General features: G+C 67.0%; 19 protein-coding genes and 1 pseudogene. 10 read left to right on the forward strand and 10 right to left on the reverse strand.

Going from position 1 to position 18,410, the window contains the following annotated elements; all coding sequences use genetic code 11:
• The 3 genes and pseudogenes from ABZ396_RS24970 to rpmG all read right to left on the reverse strand — a co-directional run.
• Positions 1–387, reverse strand: a pseudogene (locus ABZ396_RS24970) (cobalamin biosynthesis protein CobW); the annotation flags it as partial.
• Positions 387–641, reverse strand: a complete 255-nt coding sequence (locus ABZ396_RS24975; protein WP_358916353.1) for a type B 50S ribosomal protein L31 — start codon at positions 639–641, stop codon at positions 387–389. The pseudogene ABZ396_RS24970 and the gene ABZ396_RS24975, both read right to left, overlap by 1 nt.
• A gap of 31 nt (positions 642–672) precedes the next feature.
• The gene (gene rpmG / locus ABZ396_RS24980; RefSeq protein ID WP_358916352.1) at positions 673–837 is read right to left on the reverse strand and encodes a 50S ribosomal protein L33; all 165 of its coding nucleotides are present in this window, start codon (positions 835–837) and stop codon (positions 673–675) included.
• A gap of 68 nt (positions 838–905) precedes the next feature.
• On the opposite strand from rpmG, the gene rpmB reads away from it, so the two are divergent.
• The 4 genes from rpmB to ABZ396_RS25000 all read left to right on the forward strand — a co-directional run bounded on the left by rpmB (position 906) and on the right by ABZ396_RS25000 (position 3,221).
• Positions 906–1,142, forward strand: a complete 237-nt coding sequence (gene rpmB / locus ABZ396_RS24985; RefSeq protein WP_358916350.1) for a 50S ribosomal protein L28 — start codon at positions 906–908, stop codon at positions 1,140–1,142.
• Positions 1,142–1,447: a 30S ribosomal protein S14 gene (gene rpsN, locus ABZ396_RS24990; RefSeq protein WP_358916349.1), complete on the forward strand. Its 306-nt coding sequence runs from the start codon at positions 1,142–1,144 to the stop codon at positions 1,445–1,447. Before rpmB ends, rpsN begins: the two co-directional genes overlap by 1 nt.
• Before the next feature lie 194 nt (positions 1,448–1,641).
• Positions 1,642–2,019: a hypothetical protein gene (locus tag ABZ396_RS24995; protein WP_358916347.1), complete on the forward strand. Its 378-nt coding sequence runs from the start codon at positions 1,642–1,644 to the stop codon at positions 2,017–2,019.
• Positions 2,020–2,030: 11 nt separating this feature from the next.
• Positions 2,031–3,221: a GTP-binding protein gene (locus tag ABZ396_RS25000; RefSeq protein ID WP_358916345.1), complete on the forward strand. Its 1,191-nt coding sequence runs from the start codon at positions 2,031–2,033 to the stop codon at positions 3,219–3,221.
• Positions 3,222–3,246: 25 nt separating this feature from the next.
• Here the strand turns inward: ABZ396_RS25000 and ABZ396_RS25005 are convergent, their stop codons facing one another.
• The 3 genes from ABZ396_RS25005 to rpmF all read right to left on the reverse strand — a co-directional run bounded on the left by ABZ396_RS25005 (position 3,247) and on the right by rpmF (position 5,505).
• Positions 3,247–4,074 (reverse strand): class I SAM-dependent methyltransferase, encoded by an 828-nt coding sequence (locus ABZ396_RS25005; protein ID WP_358916343.1) that lies wholly within the window; start codon positions 4,072–4,074, stop codon positions 3,247–3,249.
• A 73-nt stretch (positions 4,075–4,147) separates the two neighbouring features.
• A complete protein-coding gene (locus ABZ396_RS25010) occupies positions 4,148–5,329 on the reverse strand; it encodes a GTP-binding protein (RefSeq protein ID WP_358916341.1) in 1,182 nt (393 codons plus the stop codon).
• Positions 5,330–5,334: 5 nt separating this feature from the next.
• Positions 5,335–5,505: a 50S ribosomal protein L32 gene (gene rpmF, locus ABZ396_RS25015; RefSeq protein ID WP_358916340.1), complete on the reverse strand. Its 171-nt coding sequence runs from the start codon at positions 5,503–5,505 to the stop codon at positions 5,335–5,337.
• Between the two features lie 148 nt (positions 5,506–5,653).
• On the opposite strand from rpmF, the gene ABZ396_RS25020 reads away from it, so the two are divergent.
• From ABZ396_RS25020 to ABZ396_RS25035, 4 genes are all read left to right on the forward strand, one after another.
• On the forward strand, positions 5,654–6,601 hold the full coding sequence (locus ABZ396_RS25020) for a zinc ABC transporter substrate-binding protein (RefSeq protein WP_358916338.1): 948 nt from the start codon (positions 5,654–5,656) through the stop codon (positions 6,599–6,601).
• Positions 6,598–7,473, forward strand: coding sequence for a metal ABC transporter ATP-binding protein (locus tag ABZ396_RS25025; protein WP_358916336.1), 876 nt, complete (start codon positions 6,598–6,600; stop codon positions 7,471–7,473). Before ABZ396_RS25020 ends, ABZ396_RS25025 begins: the two co-directional genes overlap by 4 nt.
• Positions 7,470–8,138: a hypothetical protein gene (locus ABZ396_RS25030; RefSeq protein WP_358916334.1), complete on the forward strand. Its 669-nt coding sequence runs from the start codon at positions 7,470–7,472 to the stop codon at positions 8,136–8,138. The genes ABZ396_RS25025 and ABZ396_RS25030 overlap by 4 nt, the downstream gene beginning before the upstream one ends.
• Positions 8,139–8,525: 387 nt before the next feature.
• Complete coding sequence (locus ABZ396_RS25035; RefSeq protein ID WP_358916332.1) at positions 8,526–9,149, forward strand: hypothetical protein; 624 nt, start codon at positions 8,526–8,528, stop codon at positions 9,147–9,149.
• Positions 9,150–9,155: 6 nt separating this feature from the next.
• Here the strand turns inward: ABZ396_RS25035 and ABZ396_RS25040 are convergent, their stop codons facing one another.
• Together ABZ396_RS25040 and ABZ396_RS25045 are read right to left on the reverse strand one after the other, a co-directional pair.
• A complete protein-coding gene (locus tag ABZ396_RS25040; RefSeq protein WP_358916330.1) occupies positions 9,156–10,313 on the reverse strand; it encodes a hypothetical protein in 1,158 nt (385 codons plus the stop codon).
• 2 nt (positions 10,314–10,315) lie between these two features.
• Positions 10,316–11,434, reverse strand: coding sequence for an ImmA/IrrE family metallo-endopeptidase (locus ABZ396_RS25045; RefSeq protein ID WP_358916328.1), 1,119 nt, complete (start codon positions 11,432–11,434; stop codon positions 10,316–10,318).
• Between the two features lie 329 nt (positions 11,435–11,763).
• Between ABZ396_RS25045 and ABZ396_RS25050 the strand changes: the two genes are divergently transcribed.
• Positions 11,764–16,281, forward strand: coding sequence for a hypothetical protein (locus ABZ396_RS25050; RefSeq protein WP_358916326.1), 4,518 nt, complete (start codon positions 11,764–11,766; stop codon positions 16,279–16,281).
• 153 nt (positions 16,282–16,434) lie between these two features.
• Positions 16,435–16,683: a hypothetical protein gene (locus ABZ396_RS25055; protein ID WP_358916324.1), complete on the forward strand. Its 249-nt coding sequence runs from the start codon at positions 16,435–16,437 to the stop codon at positions 16,681–16,683.
• A 98-nt stretch (positions 16,684–16,781) separates the two neighbouring features.
• On the opposite strand, the gene ABZ396_RS25060 is transcribed toward ABZ396_RS25055, so the two are convergent.
• On the reverse strand, positions 16,782–17,603 hold the full coding sequence (locus ABZ396_RS25060) for a hypothetical protein (protein WP_358916323.1): 822 nt from the start codon (positions 17,601–17,603) through the stop codon (positions 16,782–16,784).
• Between the two features lie 8 nt (positions 17,604–17,611).
• Complete coding sequence (locus tag ABZ396_RS25065; RefSeq protein ID WP_358916321.1) at positions 17,612–18,325, reverse strand: ParA family protein; 714 nt, start codon at positions 18,323–18,325, stop codon at positions 17,612–17,614.
• Positions 18,326–18,410: the final 85 nt, after the last annotated feature.

Below are 18,410 nucleotides of genomic sequence, written 5' to 3' on the forward strand. Positions count from 1 at the left end.
TGTTTTTTTTTGGTTTGTTTCTTGCGGGGCGGGGGGGGGGGGGCCGGCCCCCACCTCCGCCATGGCCTTGGGTTCGACCGAGTCCCACAGCTCGACGATCGCCAGCCGCGTCAGACCGTGGCCGGCCAGACGCTCCAGCTCCGGGACGAGGTCCTCGCGCAGGGCGCAGCACGCGCAGTCGTTGACCAGCGGCGCCTCGCCCGACGACAGCACCCCTGACGCGTCGCGGAGGAGACGCCGTACGGTTCCCTCGCCCGCGGTGGCCAGGTCGTGGTGCAGGGCGACGCTGCCCGGTACCGCCCGCAGGAGGCGGTCGACAACCTGGGTGCGGGCGTCCGCGTGAAGGCCGCCGACGATGACGACCGGCAGGCGGCCTTCCTCGCGCATCAGCGGCCCCCGGATCGACCGTAGCGGCGCTCGAAGCGCTCCACGCGGCCCGCGGTGTCGAGGACTCGGGCGGTACCGGTGTAGAAGGGGTGGCTCGCCGAGGAGATCTCGACGTCCACGACGGGATAGGTGTTGCCGTCCTCCCACTCGACGCGCTTGTCGCTGGTGAGTGTCGAACGGGTCACGAAGGCGAAGTCGGCGGCCTTGTCGCGGAAGACGACGGGACCGTAGGCGGGGTGGATGCCTTGCTGCATGGCGGGTTCCTTCGAGTGGTGGGTGGCGGGGTCAGCGTTCTTCGCGGAAGTCGACGTGCCGGCCGGCGATCGGGTCGTACTTGCGCAGGACCATGCGGTCGGGGTCGTTCCGGCGGTTCTTGCGGGTCACGTAGGTGTAGCCGGTCCCGGCGGTGGAGCGGAGCTTGATGACCGGGCGGAGTTCGTTGCGAGCCATAGCCGCTACTATATGGGAATGATTTCCATTACCGATAGTCGCCCCCTCAAGGAGAGGCAGGTCATCCCGTGTCCGCCCACTGCCAACTGACCGGCGCCCAGCCCGGCTTCGGCAACAACATCTCCCACTCGCACCGGCGTACCTCCCGCCGCTTCAACCCGAACATCCAGCGCAAGCGGTACTGGCTGCCCAGCGAGGGCCGCTACGTCCGGCTGACGCTGAGCGCCCGCGGCATCAAGACCGTCGACACCATCGGCGTGGAAGCGGCTGTCGCGCGCATCCGCGCCCGGGGAGGAAAGGTCTGATGGCCAAACAAAGCAAGATCGCCAAGAACGAGAAGCGCAAGGCGGTCGTCGAGCGGTACGCCGTCCGGCGGGCCGAACTCAAGGAGATCATTCGGCGTCCTTCCTCGACGGAAGCGGAGCGTGATGCTGCGATCGCCGAACTGCGCCGGCAGCCGCGCGACGCCAGCGCCACGCGCCTCCGCAACCGGGACAGCGTCGACGGCCGCCCCCGGGGGCATCTGCGCAAGTTCGGGCTCTCCCGCATCCGCGTCAGGGAGCAGGCACACGCCGGTCTCCTGCCCGGTGTGACCAAGTCGTCCTGGTGACGTGACGGCGGTTCCTCCGCGCTGACGGAGGAACGCCAGGGGTACGGCCCATGTCCGGGCCGTGCCCTCGCCCAAGGCGGTACCAGCATGCCGAAAAGCCCTGGCGTGCTCGTGGTCGCCGTCCGTGCGTATGTATGCGAGAGGTGAGGCCGAAGTGGAAGCCGTCCACCGCGAGATCCGGAAGGAGTGCACACATGAGTGACGCCGCACACGGCCACCGGGGCCGTCCCTTCACCCTTGTCGTCTGCACCTCCTGTGAGGCCACCACCGATCAGGTGACCGACGAGCTGCGCCGAGCAGTCCGCGACAGCCCCCACGGCGTCATGATCTCCACAGGCTGCCTGCGGAAGATCCTCGACTGCGCGGGCCGACGCGGGCTGCACGCTGCGGTACAGCCGTGCACGGCGGATCGCCGCCCCACCGGAGCCGTCGTACGTCTCGGCCCGCTCGTCACCGCAGCCGACGCCGCAGCGGTCGGAGCGTGGCTGCGGGCCGGAATGCCGGACGACGGCACCCTGCCCGACAGGCTGTTGGCGGCGCCCGCCCCGCAGCATGTCGCGCACCTCAACTGAGGGCGGACGGTGTGAGCAAAGGTCTGTTGAGCGTGGTGGCCGGCAATACGCCCGGCGTTCGCGGTGCCGTGGTCGACCAGTTGCTGAGGCTTGCTCCACGTGCCGTGGTCCTGGCGGTGTCGATCCAGGCGCAGGCTCAGGGCAAGGGATACCCCACTGTCCAGCGCTTCCTCTCCGGCACCGGGACAGCGCTTCAGGGCAGGGCGTTGAAGGGCGCGACAGGCGATCCGGTCGTCATCCTGCGACAGGACCTGCTGTCCCTCCGCCGTTCGTCGGGCGCGGCACACGTCGTCCTCGCGCTGCCGGACAACGTCGACGTCCTCACACTCCTGGTGGAGCTGTGGCGCCCTCGGGTGAGCAGCGGATCGCTGGGGGAGTACTACGACCCGGCTCCGGTCGTGGTCGGCATCGACACGGAGTCGTTCATGGCGGACATTGGCTGCGTCCACCGGACGGAACGACTGTGGAGCGGGGGCGACCAGGGCGAGTCTGTGACTCGCGCCGAAGCCGCCGCCCGCCAGGTGGAGGCGGCCGACGTCCTGATCGTGCCGCGGCCGATGGGCCGCGCACACGAGCCCGGCGGAGTGGAACTACTTGGCCAACTCAACAGCCGTGCCCTGCTCGTGACCCCTGCCTGCACGGACGGAGCGGCACGGGAGCTTCCCGTGTCGCTCGTCCACACTCTGCCGAAGGGCGCCGACGACGAGTGGCGGTCACGCCTGGAGCCGGTGGTGCTGCCGGGTCCATGCCGAGACGGCAGCCATGAGGTGAGGTCCCTGTACTGGCACGCCCGCCGCCCTCTGCATCCCGAGCGCCTGACCGACGCGCTTGCCGTCGTCATGTCCGGTGTTGTGCGCGGCAGGGGGCATCTCTGGTTGTGCAGCCGACCCGACGCGGTCGTGACCTGGCGGTCGGCCGGTGCGTATCTGGAACTGCGCGAGGCGGACCGCTGGCTGGAGGAGGGCGACCCGCGCGGCTGGCGGGCCGCCTCCCCGCAGCGCCGCACCCTGGCCTCGTGGTTCTGGCACGACTACTACGGCGAACGCCGCAACGAGATCACCCTGACCGGAGTCGGCCTGGACGCGGAGGCGATGCGCTCGGCGCTGGACAAGGCCCTGCTCACCGACATGGAACTCTCGCTGGGGCGGCAGGGCTGGACGTCCATCCCGGACCCTCTGCTCGGCGATGTCGATCGCCGGTGAGGAGATAGCCCGGTCTGTGCCGGCGTCAGGGCAGTCGGACGAGACTGAGCCGGTACGCCTCGGCCTGGGGCACCCTTTGGGCGGCCAGGCCGGACAGCATCTCCTGATACGCGGTCGGCAGCTCCTCGTACATCCGAGGCGGAAGGCTGCTGAGCGTGTGGGAAGCGAGGACCTGTGTCCCCGGTCGCCATTCGGCGAGTTCGGCAGGGTCCTCGCAGGTCCACTGCATACGGGCCTCGACCCTGCTCATGGCGTCGTGCCGGTCCTGAGCGTCGATGAAGGCGGCGCCGGCGGTGTCGAGGGCGAGCACAGAGCCGGGGAAGCGGTCGGCGAGGAGCCCGACGACGTGACGGACCTCCGTCTCGCGCAGGAAGGGCAGGACGGCTTCCGCGACGAAGAAGTACGGGCCGTCGGACTGGGCGGCCACCAAGTCGGCCCACGTCTCGTCCGTCACCGAAGCGACGATCATCGTCCTGTGTGGGGTGTCGGTGAAGAAGGAGCTGCGGAGGTCGATCACATCGGGCAGGTCGAGGTCGAACCAGCGGGCATGGGCATGGTCGACGCGTTCGTACCTCGTGTTGAGCCCTGTGCCGATCTCCACCACGGTGCCGGTGGGATGAGTGGTGAGGAAGTCCGTCACCCACCGGTCGAAAAGGCTGGTACGCAGCACTGCTCCAGTCAGGCTGGGCAGGTTGTCGAAGCGCGCGAAGTCGTAGTCGATCGACGCGACGATCTCCTCGGCCCGGGCATCGCGCAGCGCGGCCTGCTCCTTGCGGTTCTCCACCGCGCGGCCGTACAGGGGGATCAGCAGGGTCTCCTGGACGGTGCCCAGGCGTATGCCGTTCTTTGCCATGCCAACCTTCCGGATCGAGTTCCGTGCCGGGCCGGGCGGTGCCGTGGCTGCGTCCACCGCCCGGCCCGGGGTCTCAGGTTCCCGCCATGAGTGCGGGTTGTTCGTGTTCGCAGGTGTCGTCGATGCCGTAGGTGTCCCAGGCGGGGAACGGGTCGACGGGCGGCGGGGTCTCGCCGTCCGTCATGAGGCAGTCGGTCAGCGCAGCGTGCACCGCGTCCGCGTGCAAGTCCGTACCGATGAAGACCAGTTCCTGACGGTCGGCGCTCTCGTCGGCACGGGCGGCGGAGGGCTCGAAGCGGGCCACGGAGCCGGCCTGTGACCACAGGCCGGTCACGTGCGGGCGGCTGGCCAGGGTGAAGAAGCCCTTGGACCGCAGGATGCGCCCGTAGGCGCCGCTGTCGAGTTGCTCGGTCACGAACGTCCACAACCGGCCCGGGTGGAAGGGCAGTTCGGAGCGGAAGACGGTGGAGGAGATGCCGTACTCCTCCGTCTCGGGCACGTGGTCGCCGTTGAGCTCCCTGACCCAGCCGGGGGCCTGCTGGGCGCGCTCCAGGTCGAACAGCCGGGTGCCGAGCACATCGCCGACCGCGACGCGGCCGTGGACGGCCGGGACGATACGGGCGGCCGGGTTGAGGCGGCTGAGCGTCGCCCGGAGCCCGTCGGCGCTCTCCGTGTCGACGAGGTCGAGCTTGTTGAGCACGATCACGTCGGCGAACTCGATCTGGTCCATCAGCAGGTCGCTGACGGTGCGTTCGTCGTCCTCGTACTGGTCCAGGCCGCGCTCGACGAGCTCGTCCCCGCTTGCCAGTTCGGTCAGGAAGTTCGCCGCGTCGACGACGGTGACCATGGTGTCGAGGCGGGCGAGGTCGTCCAGCGTCGCGCCGTCGTCGCGGGCGAAGGCGAAGGTGGCGGCCACCGGCATGGGTTCGGAGATGCCGGACGACTCGATGAGGAGGTAGTCGAAGCGGCCCTCGCGGGCGAGGCGGTCCACCTCCTCCAGCAGATCGTCGCGCAGGGTGCAGCAGATACAGCCGTTGGTCATCTCGACCAGCCGCTCCTCGGTGCGCGACAGGGCGGCCTCGCCGCCGCGCACCAGAGCGGCGTCGATGTTGACCTCGCTCATGTCGTTGACGATGACGGCGACGCGCAGCCCCTCACGGTTGCCGAGAACGTGGTTGAGGAGGGTGGTCTTGCCGGCGCCGAGGAAGCCGGACAGGACGGTGACCGGCAGCCGGTCGGGGAGGTCGTACGGCATGACGCTCAGCTTTCGGGGCGCAGCAGCCCGCGCTCGTACGCCTTGGCCAGCCGCTGCGGCACCAGGTAGGGGACGCCGTCGATGGTGACCGGCACCAACTGCGGTGTGGTGGCCTTCCATTGGGCGCGGCGGTGACGGGTGTTGCTGCGTGACATCTTCCGCTTGGGCACGGCCATGGGGCGCTCCTGGGGTGAGTGGGGCGAGCTGGTGGGCGGGCCAAACGCTACATGAAAATGGATCCCATTACTAATGACGGGGAAGGGGTTCGTGAAGTATGGTCATGAAAATCATTTCCATTAACAGCTCCCCGGAGGACACCCCGTCATGTGCCCCGTCATGCGCCCCGCCCCGTCCCGCCGCCCCGCCGTCGCCCTCACGGCCCTCCTCCTCAGCGCAGGTGCGAGTGCCTGCTCCACGGCGGCCTCCTCGGACACCGCCACCTCGTCCGACGGTCCGATCCAGGTGGTGGCCGCGGAGAACTTCTGGGGCTCCATCGCCCGGCAACTCGGCGGCAGCCACGTGAAGGTCACCAGCGTCATCAGCAACCCAAACGCCGACCCGCACGACTACGAGCCCACCGCCGCCGACGGCCGCAAGGTCGCCACCGCCCGCTACGCCATCGTCAACGGCATCGGCTACGACGCCTGGGCCGACAAGCTGCTCGCCGCCAACCCGGACTCCGGCCGCACCGAACTGAAGGTCGGCGACCTGGTCGGCCTCAAGCCCGGCGACAACCCGCACCGCTGGTACTCCCCGGACGACGTCCACCAGGTCATCGAGAAGATCACCGCCGACTACAAGAAGATCGACCCGGACCACGCCGCGTACTTCGACGCCCGCGCGAAGACCTTCGAGAACACCACCCTCGCGCCCTACAACCAGCTGATATCAAGCATCAAGAAGACCTACGCCGACACTCCCATCGGCGCCTCGGAGTCCATCGTCACACCGCTCGCCGACGGCCTCGGCCTGAAGCTGCTCACGCCCGGGAGCTTCCTGGAGGCGATCAACGACGGCACCGACCCGACGGCCAAGGACAAGACCACGATCGACGGGCAGATCGCGGGCAAGAAGATCAAGGTCTACGTCTACGACGGCCAGAACTCCACCCCGGACGTGCAGGGCCAGGTGAAGGCCGCGAAGGCGGCGGGCATTCCCGTGGTCGGCGTGACGGAGACGCCCACCCCGGCGACGGCGTCCTTCCAGGACTGGCAGGTCCGGCAGTTGCGCGCGCTAAAGTCGGCACTGGCCGAGGCGACGGGCAAGCGATGAGCCCCGAGGCCGTGCAGGCACTCGTGCCCACGCAGCGCCCGGGTGCGGACGAGCCGGTGGTCTCCCTGCGGGGCGCGGCGGCGCGGGTGGGCCGGCGCGCCCTCTGGTCGGGCGTGGATCTCAAGGTCGGCGCGGGGGAGTTCGTGGCGGTGCTCGGTCCGAACGGGGCCGGCAAGTCGACCCTGGTGAAGATGCTGCTCGGGATGGTGCCGCCCGCCGCGGGCGAGGTGCGGGTGCTGGGCGGAGTGCCCGGCCGGACCGGGGATCGCGTGGGCTACCTGCCCCAACGCCGCAGCTTCGACACGTCGCTCAGGATCCGGGGCGTCGACATCGTGCGTCTCGGCCTGGACGGCGACCGCTGGGGCGTGCCGCTGCCCCTGCCCGCCCGCTTCAGCGCGCGCCGACGTGAGCAGGACGAACGCGTCGCGGACGCCGTCGAGTTGGTCGGCGCCACCTCGTACGCGCACCGGCCGATCGGCGCCTGCTCGGGCGGCGAGCAGCAACGGCTGCTGATCGCCCAAGCCCTCGTACGGCGGCCGGAGTTGCTGCTGCTGGACGAGCCGCTCGACAGCCTCGACCTCTCGCACCAGGGTGCCGTCGCCGCGCTGGTCGGGAGGATCTGCCGGGAGCGCGGGACCAGCGTGGTGATGGTCGCCCACGACGTGAACCCGATCCTGCCGTGGCTGGACCGTGTCGTGTACATCGCGGGGGGCGGGGTGGCAGCGGGGCGGCCCGAGGAGGTCATCACGACAGAGACGCTCACCCGGCTGTACGGCGCACCCGTGGAGGTCCTGCGCGCGACGGACGGGCGGCTGGTCGTGGTCGGCGCCCCCGAGCCGCCCGCCGTGCACGCCGATCGGCACGCGTCGTGACCGTCATCCGCGAGCTGTGGGCGTATCCGTTCATGGTCAACGCCTTCCGCGCCGACGCAATCCGTGATGTGGCCCGACTCGCCAGTGTCGGCGGTCTGCCCCCGCTGAGGCGACTGGACCGAGACCCGGCCACCGCCGGAGGCCGGGCACGCCTGCTTCTGCACGATCTGCTGACGAGCCCACTCGATAGCCACATCGAATGGGCAGTCCTCACCGCCCGGCTTCTGCGCCTGCTGCCGGACCTGACTCAGAGCCCCTTGAAAGGTGTCGCCCGCCTCGCAGATCCCCTTGCCCACATCCCGTACGTCGCCCAGCCGGCGCCCGTGCTCGATGCGGCGGCTGATGCCGACCAGGGTGTAGTGGCGTCGGTTGCAGGATCGATCCAGAGCGCCAAGGGCGAAACCCACGCGGCCACACTCATCCTCGAATGCCTGGAACGCAGCGGCAAGAAGCACGACGTACACGAGGTCCTCGGACTCCTGAGCCGACAGCAGGACGCCTCTAAGGCCCTAGTCACGATCCAGCGCGCGGCACAACTCGTCTTCGTGGGCGCCACCCGCCCCACTCACCTGCTTGCCTTCGCCGCGCACCGCACACGAGCCGAGCCGTACGTCGAGGCGATGACGGCCCGCGGCTGGTCTGTCCACGACGGCAGCCTGCGCTAGAGCGGATCTTCGTATCAGTGCGCGGGTCTTGAACGACTTGAGCGAGCATTCCGTATGATCGATCAAGAGCGGGAAACGTTTGGATTGCGTGGCAAGACGACCGTTGTGGAGCGCCGAGGGCTCGCACTAGGGTCATCGCTGTCACTCCGGCGACGGGGCAGGTATGACAGCACTAGCCTGACCTGAAGACAGGGGCTTGTACCCGTGACCCGGGCAGCAGTGCCTCAGTTGTGCCTGGTAGGCGGCATGGTCGTCATGGGTAGCGGCAACCGCGGCCTGCAGTGCTGGCGCGTTCAGACCATTCCGTGAAAGGTTTCCTACCGGTAGGTAAGTAGGCGGTCGTCTGTGAAGGGCGAGCCTCCTTGAGGCGAGGGCAGAGGTAGCAACATGGCTGTGGCGGCGCGGGGTCCGGCGGAAGCGATCTCCGGAGCGGCGGCGCCTGGCACTCTGTTCCCTCAGGGCGCAGATATCGGCGTGTTGAACATGTTCGGTATCGATGCCGTAGTTGCATACAGCGAAAACGTGGACGAGATCGAGCGACGTGCTCGCGTCGGCACGCAGGAGCTCACCAGTCCTCGGGCGCTGGACCTGCTGATGAACCTTCCACTGGGCGAGCCTGTCCCGGTCACTTCGCTGAGCGACACGGAGCAGCGCGTGTTGAGGCGGATGCCTGCGGGAACGGTTACCCGGCATGACAACGTCGTCGTCCGCGAAGCAACCCACCCCATCCGAGTCGATTTGGCCGTCGTCCCGGGCAAGGGCTGGTCCTCCGCTAAGGAAAAAGCCGAATGGTTCACACCTTTCTGCGCGCGGGCTGTCTTGATCGACCGGCCTCTGCGGCGTCGAGATGACGCCGTGATGGAGGCAGAGTTCTACGGCATTGGGCTACTCGTCGCGACCAGCAATGACGTTGAGGTCGTTGTCCCGCCTCGCCCTTTCGTTCGGCGTCGGCACACCGTGGCCGGCTGGAAGTTCGTGGAAGAGGCGTATAAGCAGCTCTCGGCTCGGTGAGCCGCCTCAGGGCGTGATCGGCAGCGTTGCCCAGACCTCCAGCGGGTCAGGGACTGCAAAGCCCGCCTTCGAATTTGCCGACAGCCCCAGACGCTGGTTTTCCAGGGCGTAGTGCGCGACGGCTGCGGCGCACTTGTCGCGCCACCACGCTTTGCGCTCCAGCCCGGGCTTCGTGCTGGTGATCTCGATGACCCAGACGCTCCAGGTGCTGATGTTGTGGTCCTCCGACTCGCGCCGCGCTTCGCCGCCCGGATCGTTGAATCGGTCCAGGCCTCGACCGTCACAGACGTCGCAGCTGCACGTTGCTGGCGGGTGATTGGCGTACAGGCGGGCCAGAGACTGGGTGCCCTTGAAGCACATCAAGCTCGGCATCAGCACTGACGGATATTGGGGTCCACCGCCGTTGGGGTTGAACAACGCCCGCTCGCCAGGGGGAATGCTGTGCCGACCGGCGCTGTCGGCGCCGATACCGGCAAACAGCCCGCCGTGGGCGAGTACGTCCAGTGCGGCCAGATCGGTCCGCAGGAGGGCGACATCAGGCAGCTCGGCTACGACGCGGCGCAGGTTGGCGGGAACACTCTTGGCCTGCTCCATCGGGTCGAACTGCCGGAACAGCGTCAGGGCCTTCGGATGCGGGATGCGCTTGCAGACTGCGATCAGCTGGCTGAGGAATTCATCGGTGAGCCAGGCGATGTCGATCGGGAGATTGACGATTGTGTCTGCCCGCTCGATGCGTTCGGACTGGCGCATGACTGCCTTGAGCGCCCTGGAGGCTCCCGGGGGGATGTATCCAGTCGGTGTGAGAGCGGCGCTGGCACCGCGGGCCTTCTGCAGCTCAAGCGAGGTGTCGACCGTGTCGAACAGCTCGTTGCCGTCCAGCAGAAAGGGTTCATCGGCTGTCGCCGTGTGCGTCTTGTAGGCCGCAGTGTCGATCAGCAGGGCGCCTGTGTAGCCGGAGGTCCGGAGCTGGTAGGCGCGTTCACCGGCCTTCTCCCCGCTCATGACGACGCCGCCGAGGTCATCGTCGAGCGGAGTCCGGATTTGCGGTACGAAGCGGGCGTTCTCATGCAGTAGTACACGCCCCTGCAGCAGCGGCGTGGCCGGTACCGACGCATCGAGGACCCGCAGGGCGGGGGTGCGGCCGGGGAACGGCGAGTTTGCCATTGTCACCTACTTGTTGGTGAATCCGGTGGCCGTGTGGTCACCGGGGCGGAGGAGGGACACGAGTAGATCTCGGTGAACTCCTCGAGTTCCAGGCCGGCTAGGTGGGCTGCCTGGGACAGGTCGAGGTTGTGCTGTTGCCTCAGTCGGGTCACGACCTCGGCAAGGTGACGCGGGGTCTCGAGCTCGAAGGGAGCGGGTTCGGTGGTGCGGTAGCCCAGGGCGGACATCTCCACCATGAGCGAGCGGTACTGCCACTCGGTGAGGACGCCGAGTGTTTTGGCTCGGCGGGCGAGTGCTGCCATCGAGACCCTCCACCGACGCTTCAGTTCCATCAACCGTGCCAAGTCCACGCGCGGCCGAAGTTCGGCCACGATGCTCTCGTGCGGCATGAGGAATTCGGCTGCGAATTCATCGGCTTGCTGTTCCTGCAAGCGTCCCTCCCCAGGCTCAGTGTGCATCACGATGTGCCCGAGTTCGTGCGCCAGGCTGAAACGATAACGGTCCGCAGGGGCAGTCGAGTTGAGCAGGACGAGCGGGCGTTCACCGTGCGGCCACTGGCTCACGGCATCCAGCTCACGAGTTTGGAGATCGCGGACCACGAGCAGAGCACCGGCGGCTTCGAGCACCTCTACCACACTGGAGACGGGACCATGCGGGAGCCCCCACTCCAACCGCAGCGTCTCCGCTGCGTCAGCCGGCGTATCAAAGTCGTCGACCGCGATGTGCCTGAACGCATGTTTCTCGTCGTCGTGGCTCGCGGCTGTCAGGGCTGCCACCTGGAGGCGTGTGACTGCCAGAGTCGCGTGAACGCGTCGCAGTGCCAGCGCGCCCATGGAGGCACGCTTGCGGTGGTGAACGAGCCCGACGCCAACCCCGCCGTTGTCAGTGGTGCGGCATAGCATCTCGGGCGTGCACCTGAGAGCTGCGGCGAACAGGGCGAGTCGCTCGCCCCTTACTGCCAGGCGACCGGCTTCGGCTCGGCTGACATACCCCTGCGACACCGTTTCGTTGGCCGCGCGGCCCGTCATCTCCCGTGCCAGGTCAGCCTGCGTCCAGCCACGCGACTCACGGGCCATTGTCAACATGGCGGGCTGCGCCACCAAGTCGACGATGTCATCCACGACGACACCCACCTCCCGCGGTCAGGCTCTCCAGCGTGCAGCACCATACAACTCAGCGCAGTATACGCAGAAACATACCTCAAAATATTCCATGGGTGATGCGCACCCTTGCTTCCGGTGCAAAGATCGCCTGGCGACCGGGCTCGGCCCCTGTGCACTTGAGGCCAGACATGTGGTCATGGCTCAGTGGCGAAGCCGAGCGGCGCCGGGCCTACCATGGCTCCTCACCTGCTCCGCCAGTCCTGTGACTTGGCATCGGCCCCGACGGGCATAGGGGTGATCGCATCTGGGTCTACAAGCCGGAAGGGAATACGAGGGGTGGAGACGGATTGAGCTTCAGGACGCTACGCGCTTGGAACGGCGAGCAGAGTCGGGCATTCGAAGAGCTGTCGTATCAGCTGCTCAAGAACCGCGTGCCAACAGGTACTCAGGCCATCCGAACCGGTAACCCTGACGGCGGTGTGGAGTGGTACGCCACGCTGCAGGACGGCACGGAGTGGGGCTGGCAGGCCAAGCATGTGGAGGGCATCGATCCGCTGCTGACCGCCATGACGGATTCGGTGAAGCGCGTAGCCAAGGAGCGACCAGAACTCCGCAAGCTGACGTTCGCGATCTCCTGCAACCTTGCCACCGGAACGCGCGGCGGGGAGCGCAAGTCTCAGCGACAGAAGTACGAGGCAAAGGTCGCAACCTGGAAGAAAACGATCTCCGGTGCCGACAGGATTCAGTTCGAGTTGGTGCAGGAGAGCGACCTGCTGGACGAGCTGTCCAAGCCTGAGCACCGCGGTCGGCGCTGGTTCTGGTGGAATCACGTCGTGCTCGGGCGCGACTGGCTGGAGCAGCGCTACAAGGAGCAGGCCGACGCTGCCGGCGAGAAGTACCGGCCCGACCTGCAGGTCGACATTCCCATCCAGGAAGACCTCATCGCGCTCGGCTTCGACCAGGCGGTCCTCACTCATTTCAATCGTCTGCGCCGCGACGTCATCACCGCCGTAAACGATCTACACGTCCTGGTCAAGGATGAGGACGCCCCTGGCGCCTTCGCCTATCAAGCCATCCATGACGCGGCAGCAGCCCTGAAGTCGACCGCGAGCACCATCGCAGCACAAGCTGGGGATCCTCCAACTACACTCCTGCACCTCAAAGATCAGCTGTCGGCCACTGCTGAAGCCATTGAAGCTTCCAGGGACTACGAGCGCCGGGCGAAGGCCGAGTGGCGGGAGCTGCCGAGCGATGACTCCAAGCGGAACCAGAACCCTCCGGAACGCGCCGAGGGTTATGGCGTCGGTGTGCTGGACAAAGCGATCAACGAGCTGCACTCGTGGCTTGAGTCTTCGGTCGGCCGCGCCTTCCGGCAGCGCACCTACTTTCTGACAGGGAAAGCAGGGTCCGGCAAGACACACCTGCTCCTCGACGCCACCCACCGTGCTCTGCTCGCTGATCGCCCCGCAGTGTTCCTGGCCGGTGCGCAGTTCGGCAGGGGCGACCTCTGGGTGAGCGTCGCGGACCAACTCGGCCTGGAGCCGGTCGGCAGCGATGTGCTCCTGAGCGCCATGGATGCCGCCGGCGAAGCTGCCACGACGTCTGGTAGCCGTTTCATGATTTTCATCGATGCGCTCAACGAGACGACACCGGCGGACTTCTGGCGAACGCACCTCCCGAGGCTGCGGGCCGCCGTCGCCCGATATCCGCACGTCGCCCTCGTCGTCTCCTGCCGTGACACCTACCGTGATCTCGTACTGGAGGGCACCGAGGACAAACACTACGTCCACCGCACACATCCGGGATTCGCCGAACGGGAAGTCGAGGCGACACAGCGCTACTTCGATCACTATGGTCTCGAAGCCCCCAAAATTCCGCTCCTGACGCCCGAGTTCACGCTGCCGCTCTTCCTCCGCCTGTACTGCGAAAGCCTCTCGGAGGCCGACACTCACTCGCTTCCAACCGGCCACCAGGGACGCGTCGCCATCTTCGAGCGCTACCTGGGCGCAAAGCTTCGCACCGTAGCTCGCCGCCTTCGCCCCGACGCAACCTCAAGTTACGAGCTAGAGGCGGCACAGACTCATGTCCGCCATGCGCTGAACGCTCTCCTTGATGAGTTGTCCCGGCTTGGCCGCGAGAGCATGAGCGCTGCCAGCGCTCATGAAACAGTCAGCTCGTCGCTCGAAGACCCCCGAATTGACGCCGTGCGGCTTCTGGGCCTTCTGCAGGAGGAGGGCGTGCTCACACGTGAGCGTCTCCACCTGGGAAGCGGAAGGTCTGGGGAAGGCGTTCGCATCGTCTTCCAGGCCTTCGCTGACTTCCTGCTCCTGAGGCGTCGCCTCGCGTTGTCAGACGACCCGCTGAAAGACGAAGCGGTCAGGCAGTGGCTGACGGAGGAGAGTAGTTGGGGGATCCATGAGGCCGCGACCATCCTGTTCCCCGAGGTCTACGGTGTGGAGCTGCTGGACTTCCTGAGTATCAGGATGATCGAGGCGCCGGACGGACACGAAGACAGGGACGCCTGGAACCGGTACCGGCGCGCCCGCCGGCTCTATGAGGTACTTGTGGAGACCCTGCCGTACCGTGCCTCGGAAGCCGTTACTCAGCGGACGATCGACCTGCTGAACGAGGCTCAGCGCTATCTGCGTCGACCGGCACTCTACGAGGTGCTCTTCGCCCTTGCACCGCAGCCCGACAACCGACTCAACGGCGAGGGGCTGCACCGGTATCTCCTGCAGCGGAAGATGCCCCAGCGCGACAGCGACTTCGGTATCGCGATGTATCACGCTCTGTCCGACGCCTCGGGCACGACAGCCCGACTCGCCCGCTGGGCGGCAGCGGGGCCCTATCCCGCCTACGATGCCAAGGTAGTCGAGCTTGCCTGCATCCCCCTGTGCTGGCTCCTGTCTTCTCCGAACCGATTCATGCGGGACTGGACCACCAAAGCCCTGGTGCAACTGCTACGTGGGCATCTCGACGTCATGCGCACACTCGTCGAGCGTTTCTGGGCGGTCGACGATCCTTTCGTGGTCCAGCGTGTAGTCGCGATCGCCTACGGTGCGCTCCTGCGTAGCTCCCCTCAACAAGCTGATCAGGCAAAATCTCTCGCAGAACTGGTTCACAGGCTGGTCTTCGCTCCACCCGTCCGGCCGGACGAGCTGCTCCTCGACGCTGCCCGCGGTGTCGTCCGATGGGCCGTAGCGCAGCAGCTGCTACCTGCCTCGGTGCTCGATACGTCCCGGCGCCCATACGGGCTGGCGGTGCCTGGTCCGCCACCGACGGAGGCGACGATCAAGGCCAAGTACGGTGGGCGCGAGGGGCAGTCGGCTGACGAGAGCTATTTGTCGATCTATCTCTCGCTGATGGGCATGGGTGATTTCGCCCGCTACGTCGTCCAGTCTGGCGTTCACCACTTCTCGCGCTACCGCCTCGGGCAGACGTATCCCGAACGGCAGCCCCGGGAGCCGCGGTTCATCAAGAGCCGCTGGGAGAAGTTCGTCGCGTCGCTGAGTGAAGAACAGAAGGTGACGCTGGCCGACAAGTTGCGCAACCCTGAAGAGCAAGCACTGAGCCGGCTCAAGTCGCTTCTGCGCCGTGCAGAGGATCCGCTGAGCGAAGAGCAGCGAAAGCTCTGGGACGCCTCGTTCGTGTATCCCCAGCCGGTGGACCACGACTACCCGGCAGACATCGCGTGCCGCTGGATCTTCCGCCGCACACTCAGTCTCGGCTGGACACCCAAGCTGTTCGGAGACGAAGACCGACGCATCAGCCGTGGGCGCGGTGGAAGAGAAGGACACAAGGCCGAACGCTGGGGCAAGAAGTACCAGTGGATGGCCTACCACGAGCTGCTGGCCCGAGTTGCGGACAACTACCAGGCATCGCGGCACTTCGGAAGTAGCGAGCTCTATGAGGGCTTGCACCAGATCATCGGCGACCGCGAGATCGATCCCAGCCTGCCCCCGATTGACTACCACGCCTTCAACGAAGAAGGCGGCAACGGCGTAACGGCGTGGAGCCCGCCGCTGATCAGCCTCGAAGCCTGGCCACCAGCCCCACTCGACTTCAGCCGATACCGCGGAGACATCAGACGGTTTCTGGCCGATACCGCCTCCGAGCCGACCGTTGCCGACTCCCTGTTCCTGAGTGACCGAGAAGGCCACGACTGGGTGGCACTCGAGAGCTTCGTGAACAAGGTCGATCCGATGGCCGATAAGGGATGGCGTGGCCTGCGGGAGAAAAGCACCATCCACACACTGCTCGTCCAGGCGGATGATGCCGAAGCCCTCCTAAAGGCCCTGCGAGACGAATCACGTCACGACACCCGCGATCTCCTCGACTCACATGGCCACACCGACTGCTGCTATGTCGGCGAAGTGGGTCGTATTGGACCGAACTGCCCACACCGGCACGACACTCTTCGTCGGGTATCGATCGGCGGAAAAGAGATAGGGGTCGTACCCACCATCGAGCAGTACACCTGGGAAGGCAGCATCCTCGACTGCTCCATCGGCGAAACCGCAAGCGTTGTCCTGCCCGCGACCTTCATCCAACAAGCCGCGGGATTGACCTTCGATATGCGGGGCCCCAGCTGGCTCGACTCTGCTGGCGCGCCCATGTTCACCCACTACGAACAACTTGGGAATGACAGCCGGGCGATCCTGGTGGGGAAGTCCTTCCTCCAGAACTTCCTGATGGAGCACAAGCTTGAGCTGATCGTGTGGCACTGGTACGAACGAATGCAGCTACGAGACGACTACCACCAAGGCCAACACCCCTATGTCGAATCGAGCGTCATAGCCCGGCTGGGGGCGGACATGAAGATTCGCCAGGGCACCCCGCAGCGGACAGAACGAGACCTGGAGTGATTGGCAGAGCCACTCTCACCGTGAAGTACGGTGCCCCCAGTGTCATCCGCTGTGAGACGGCTGGTTAAAGGACTTCTGCCCCGGTGGATTGAGGTCCGGTGGGTAGCCCTTTGCACGCAGCCAAGCATCAAGAGCGAGAGCGACAATGTCACCGTGAGGGATGTCGGTGTCGGCGTTGCACCGGCGGATCCGGCGCTGGAACTGAAGAACTTCAGGAACGGCATGGTTGAGCTGCCCTCGCTTGGTGTGCCGGTCTTTGATGACGTTCAGGGTGTCGGGGTGTGGCGTAAGAGCGTCGTCGGTTGGCTGGAACTCCGCGTCGAGCGCGTCTGCGATTTCCCGCAGTCGGCGGGCATAGGGGGAGTGATCAGGCACGAGAGCTGCTCCGGTCGGTCCGGCTAGGCGGATAGCTATCCGCCTACTGGGCTATTGGAATAGTCGGCACGAGGGGCGGCCGCACCTTGGCGTGGGGTGGCCGCCCCTCTGCACTGCAGTCGGGCTCAGAACCCGCGGGCGGTGAGCCACTCGTCCAGCGCGACGGAGACGATGTCGCCGATGGGCAGGTGATCGAGTTCGTTGTCCAGCGCGAAGCGCTTGATCCGCTTCTTCAGCTTCAGCGCGGCGGGGACCGACGAGTCGAGGCTCTCGCGAGCGATGATGCGCTGGTTGAGAATGACGGCGACCTCGGGAATGTCCTTGGGACGGCCGGGCCCCTGAGCCCACGGCGTCCCCTCGCTGGGCGCCTCCTGCGATCGGGTGTCCTGTTCCTGGTGAGCCCCCGGGCTATCGGTCCTTACCGGGAACGCCGTACCGCCCGCCACCGGGGGAACGGCCGGGCGAATGGCCACCTCGGCGGCCGGAGCCGCACCAGCAGCCGCGGACGTGACAGGAGGCGGACCATGCTGCGCACCAGGTTCGGCCGGCTGCGTGGCCTGGACCGCAGGCGTCACCTGCCGCTCCACCGGCATCCCAGCGGACTCCGTCGCCGCCTCGGGCACGTCGACGGCCGGGTGATTCGGCTGACTGGCAGCCGGCTCCGGCACCGGGCCGCTTGGCGCCTCGGCAGTCGGCTGTGCTGAGGTCTGCGCCACTTCGGGCACCGCCTCGGTCCGGCCGTGCGCCGGTGCCTCGGCGGGAACGGCGGAAGGAGCGGGCTGAACCTGCGCCTTGCTCGCAGGGGGACGGCCTTTACCTTGAGCGGCGGCCTGTTCTGCGGCGTACTGCTCGGGGGTGAGCTCGGCGGCCGGGGGAGGGGGCGGCGGGGCCGCCTTCTTGGCCCCGCCGCCGAGGGTGCGACCGGTGCGGCGGGCCGGGGGCTTCATACGCTCGCTCATGCCGTCAGCTCCTTCATCAGCTCGGCGTACTCGCTCAGCTCGGTCGGGATCTCGCCGAAGGACTCCATGTAGTGCACCCAGGAGTGGATGGTGGTCTCGGCGAGCGGGAAGGGCTCGTCGCGGTCCGGGCCGATGCCTTCGCCCTCGGCGGGCTCCAGCAGCTTGTCCTTCGCGTTGCGGGGCAGGCTGGTGCGGTCGTCGGCCTTCACGAGGACCACGTGGGCGGTGACGTCACGGGTGTTGCGGGCGGCGGCGCGCTCCGCCTCGTCGAAGGTGGCCACGAGCTTGCGGCGCTCGATCTTGGTGGGGGCGACCGGCACGAGCAGCAGGTTCGCCTCGGTGACGGCCTCGTGGAACAGCTTCGCGCTGCCGCCGCCGGCGTCGACCACGATCGCGCCGAACTCGGCACGCTTCTCACGGATGTACTCGGCGATGTCATCGAACGGGTACCGCTCGATGACCAGGTTCTCCGGGATCTCGAAGCCCTCGGCCTGGGCGACCTTGTACCAGTCCCAGGCGGACTGGCTGGTCGCGTCGGCGTCCAGCAGCAGCGTCGGCAGGCCGAGGACGACGGCGTAGTAGAGGGCGATGAACCAGGCGGAGGTGGTCTTGCCGGTGCCGCCCTTGAGCATGCCGACGACGATCACGAAAGCGTCCCAGGCGTGGGCTGTGGCCGCCGCCAGGGTCTTGATACGGGTGTTCTCGTTCACGTGTGCTTGATCTCCTGATAATGGCAGTTGCGTTGTCTTGTGCGCGTCAGCGAGAGCGCCGACGTTCGAGAGCGGTCGTTTGCTG

Source organism: Streptomyces sp. NPDC005866, from assembly GCF_040629895.1.
Taxonomy (GTDB): domain Bacteria; phylum Actinomycetota; class Actinomycetes; order Streptomycetales; family Streptomycetaceae; genus Streptomyces.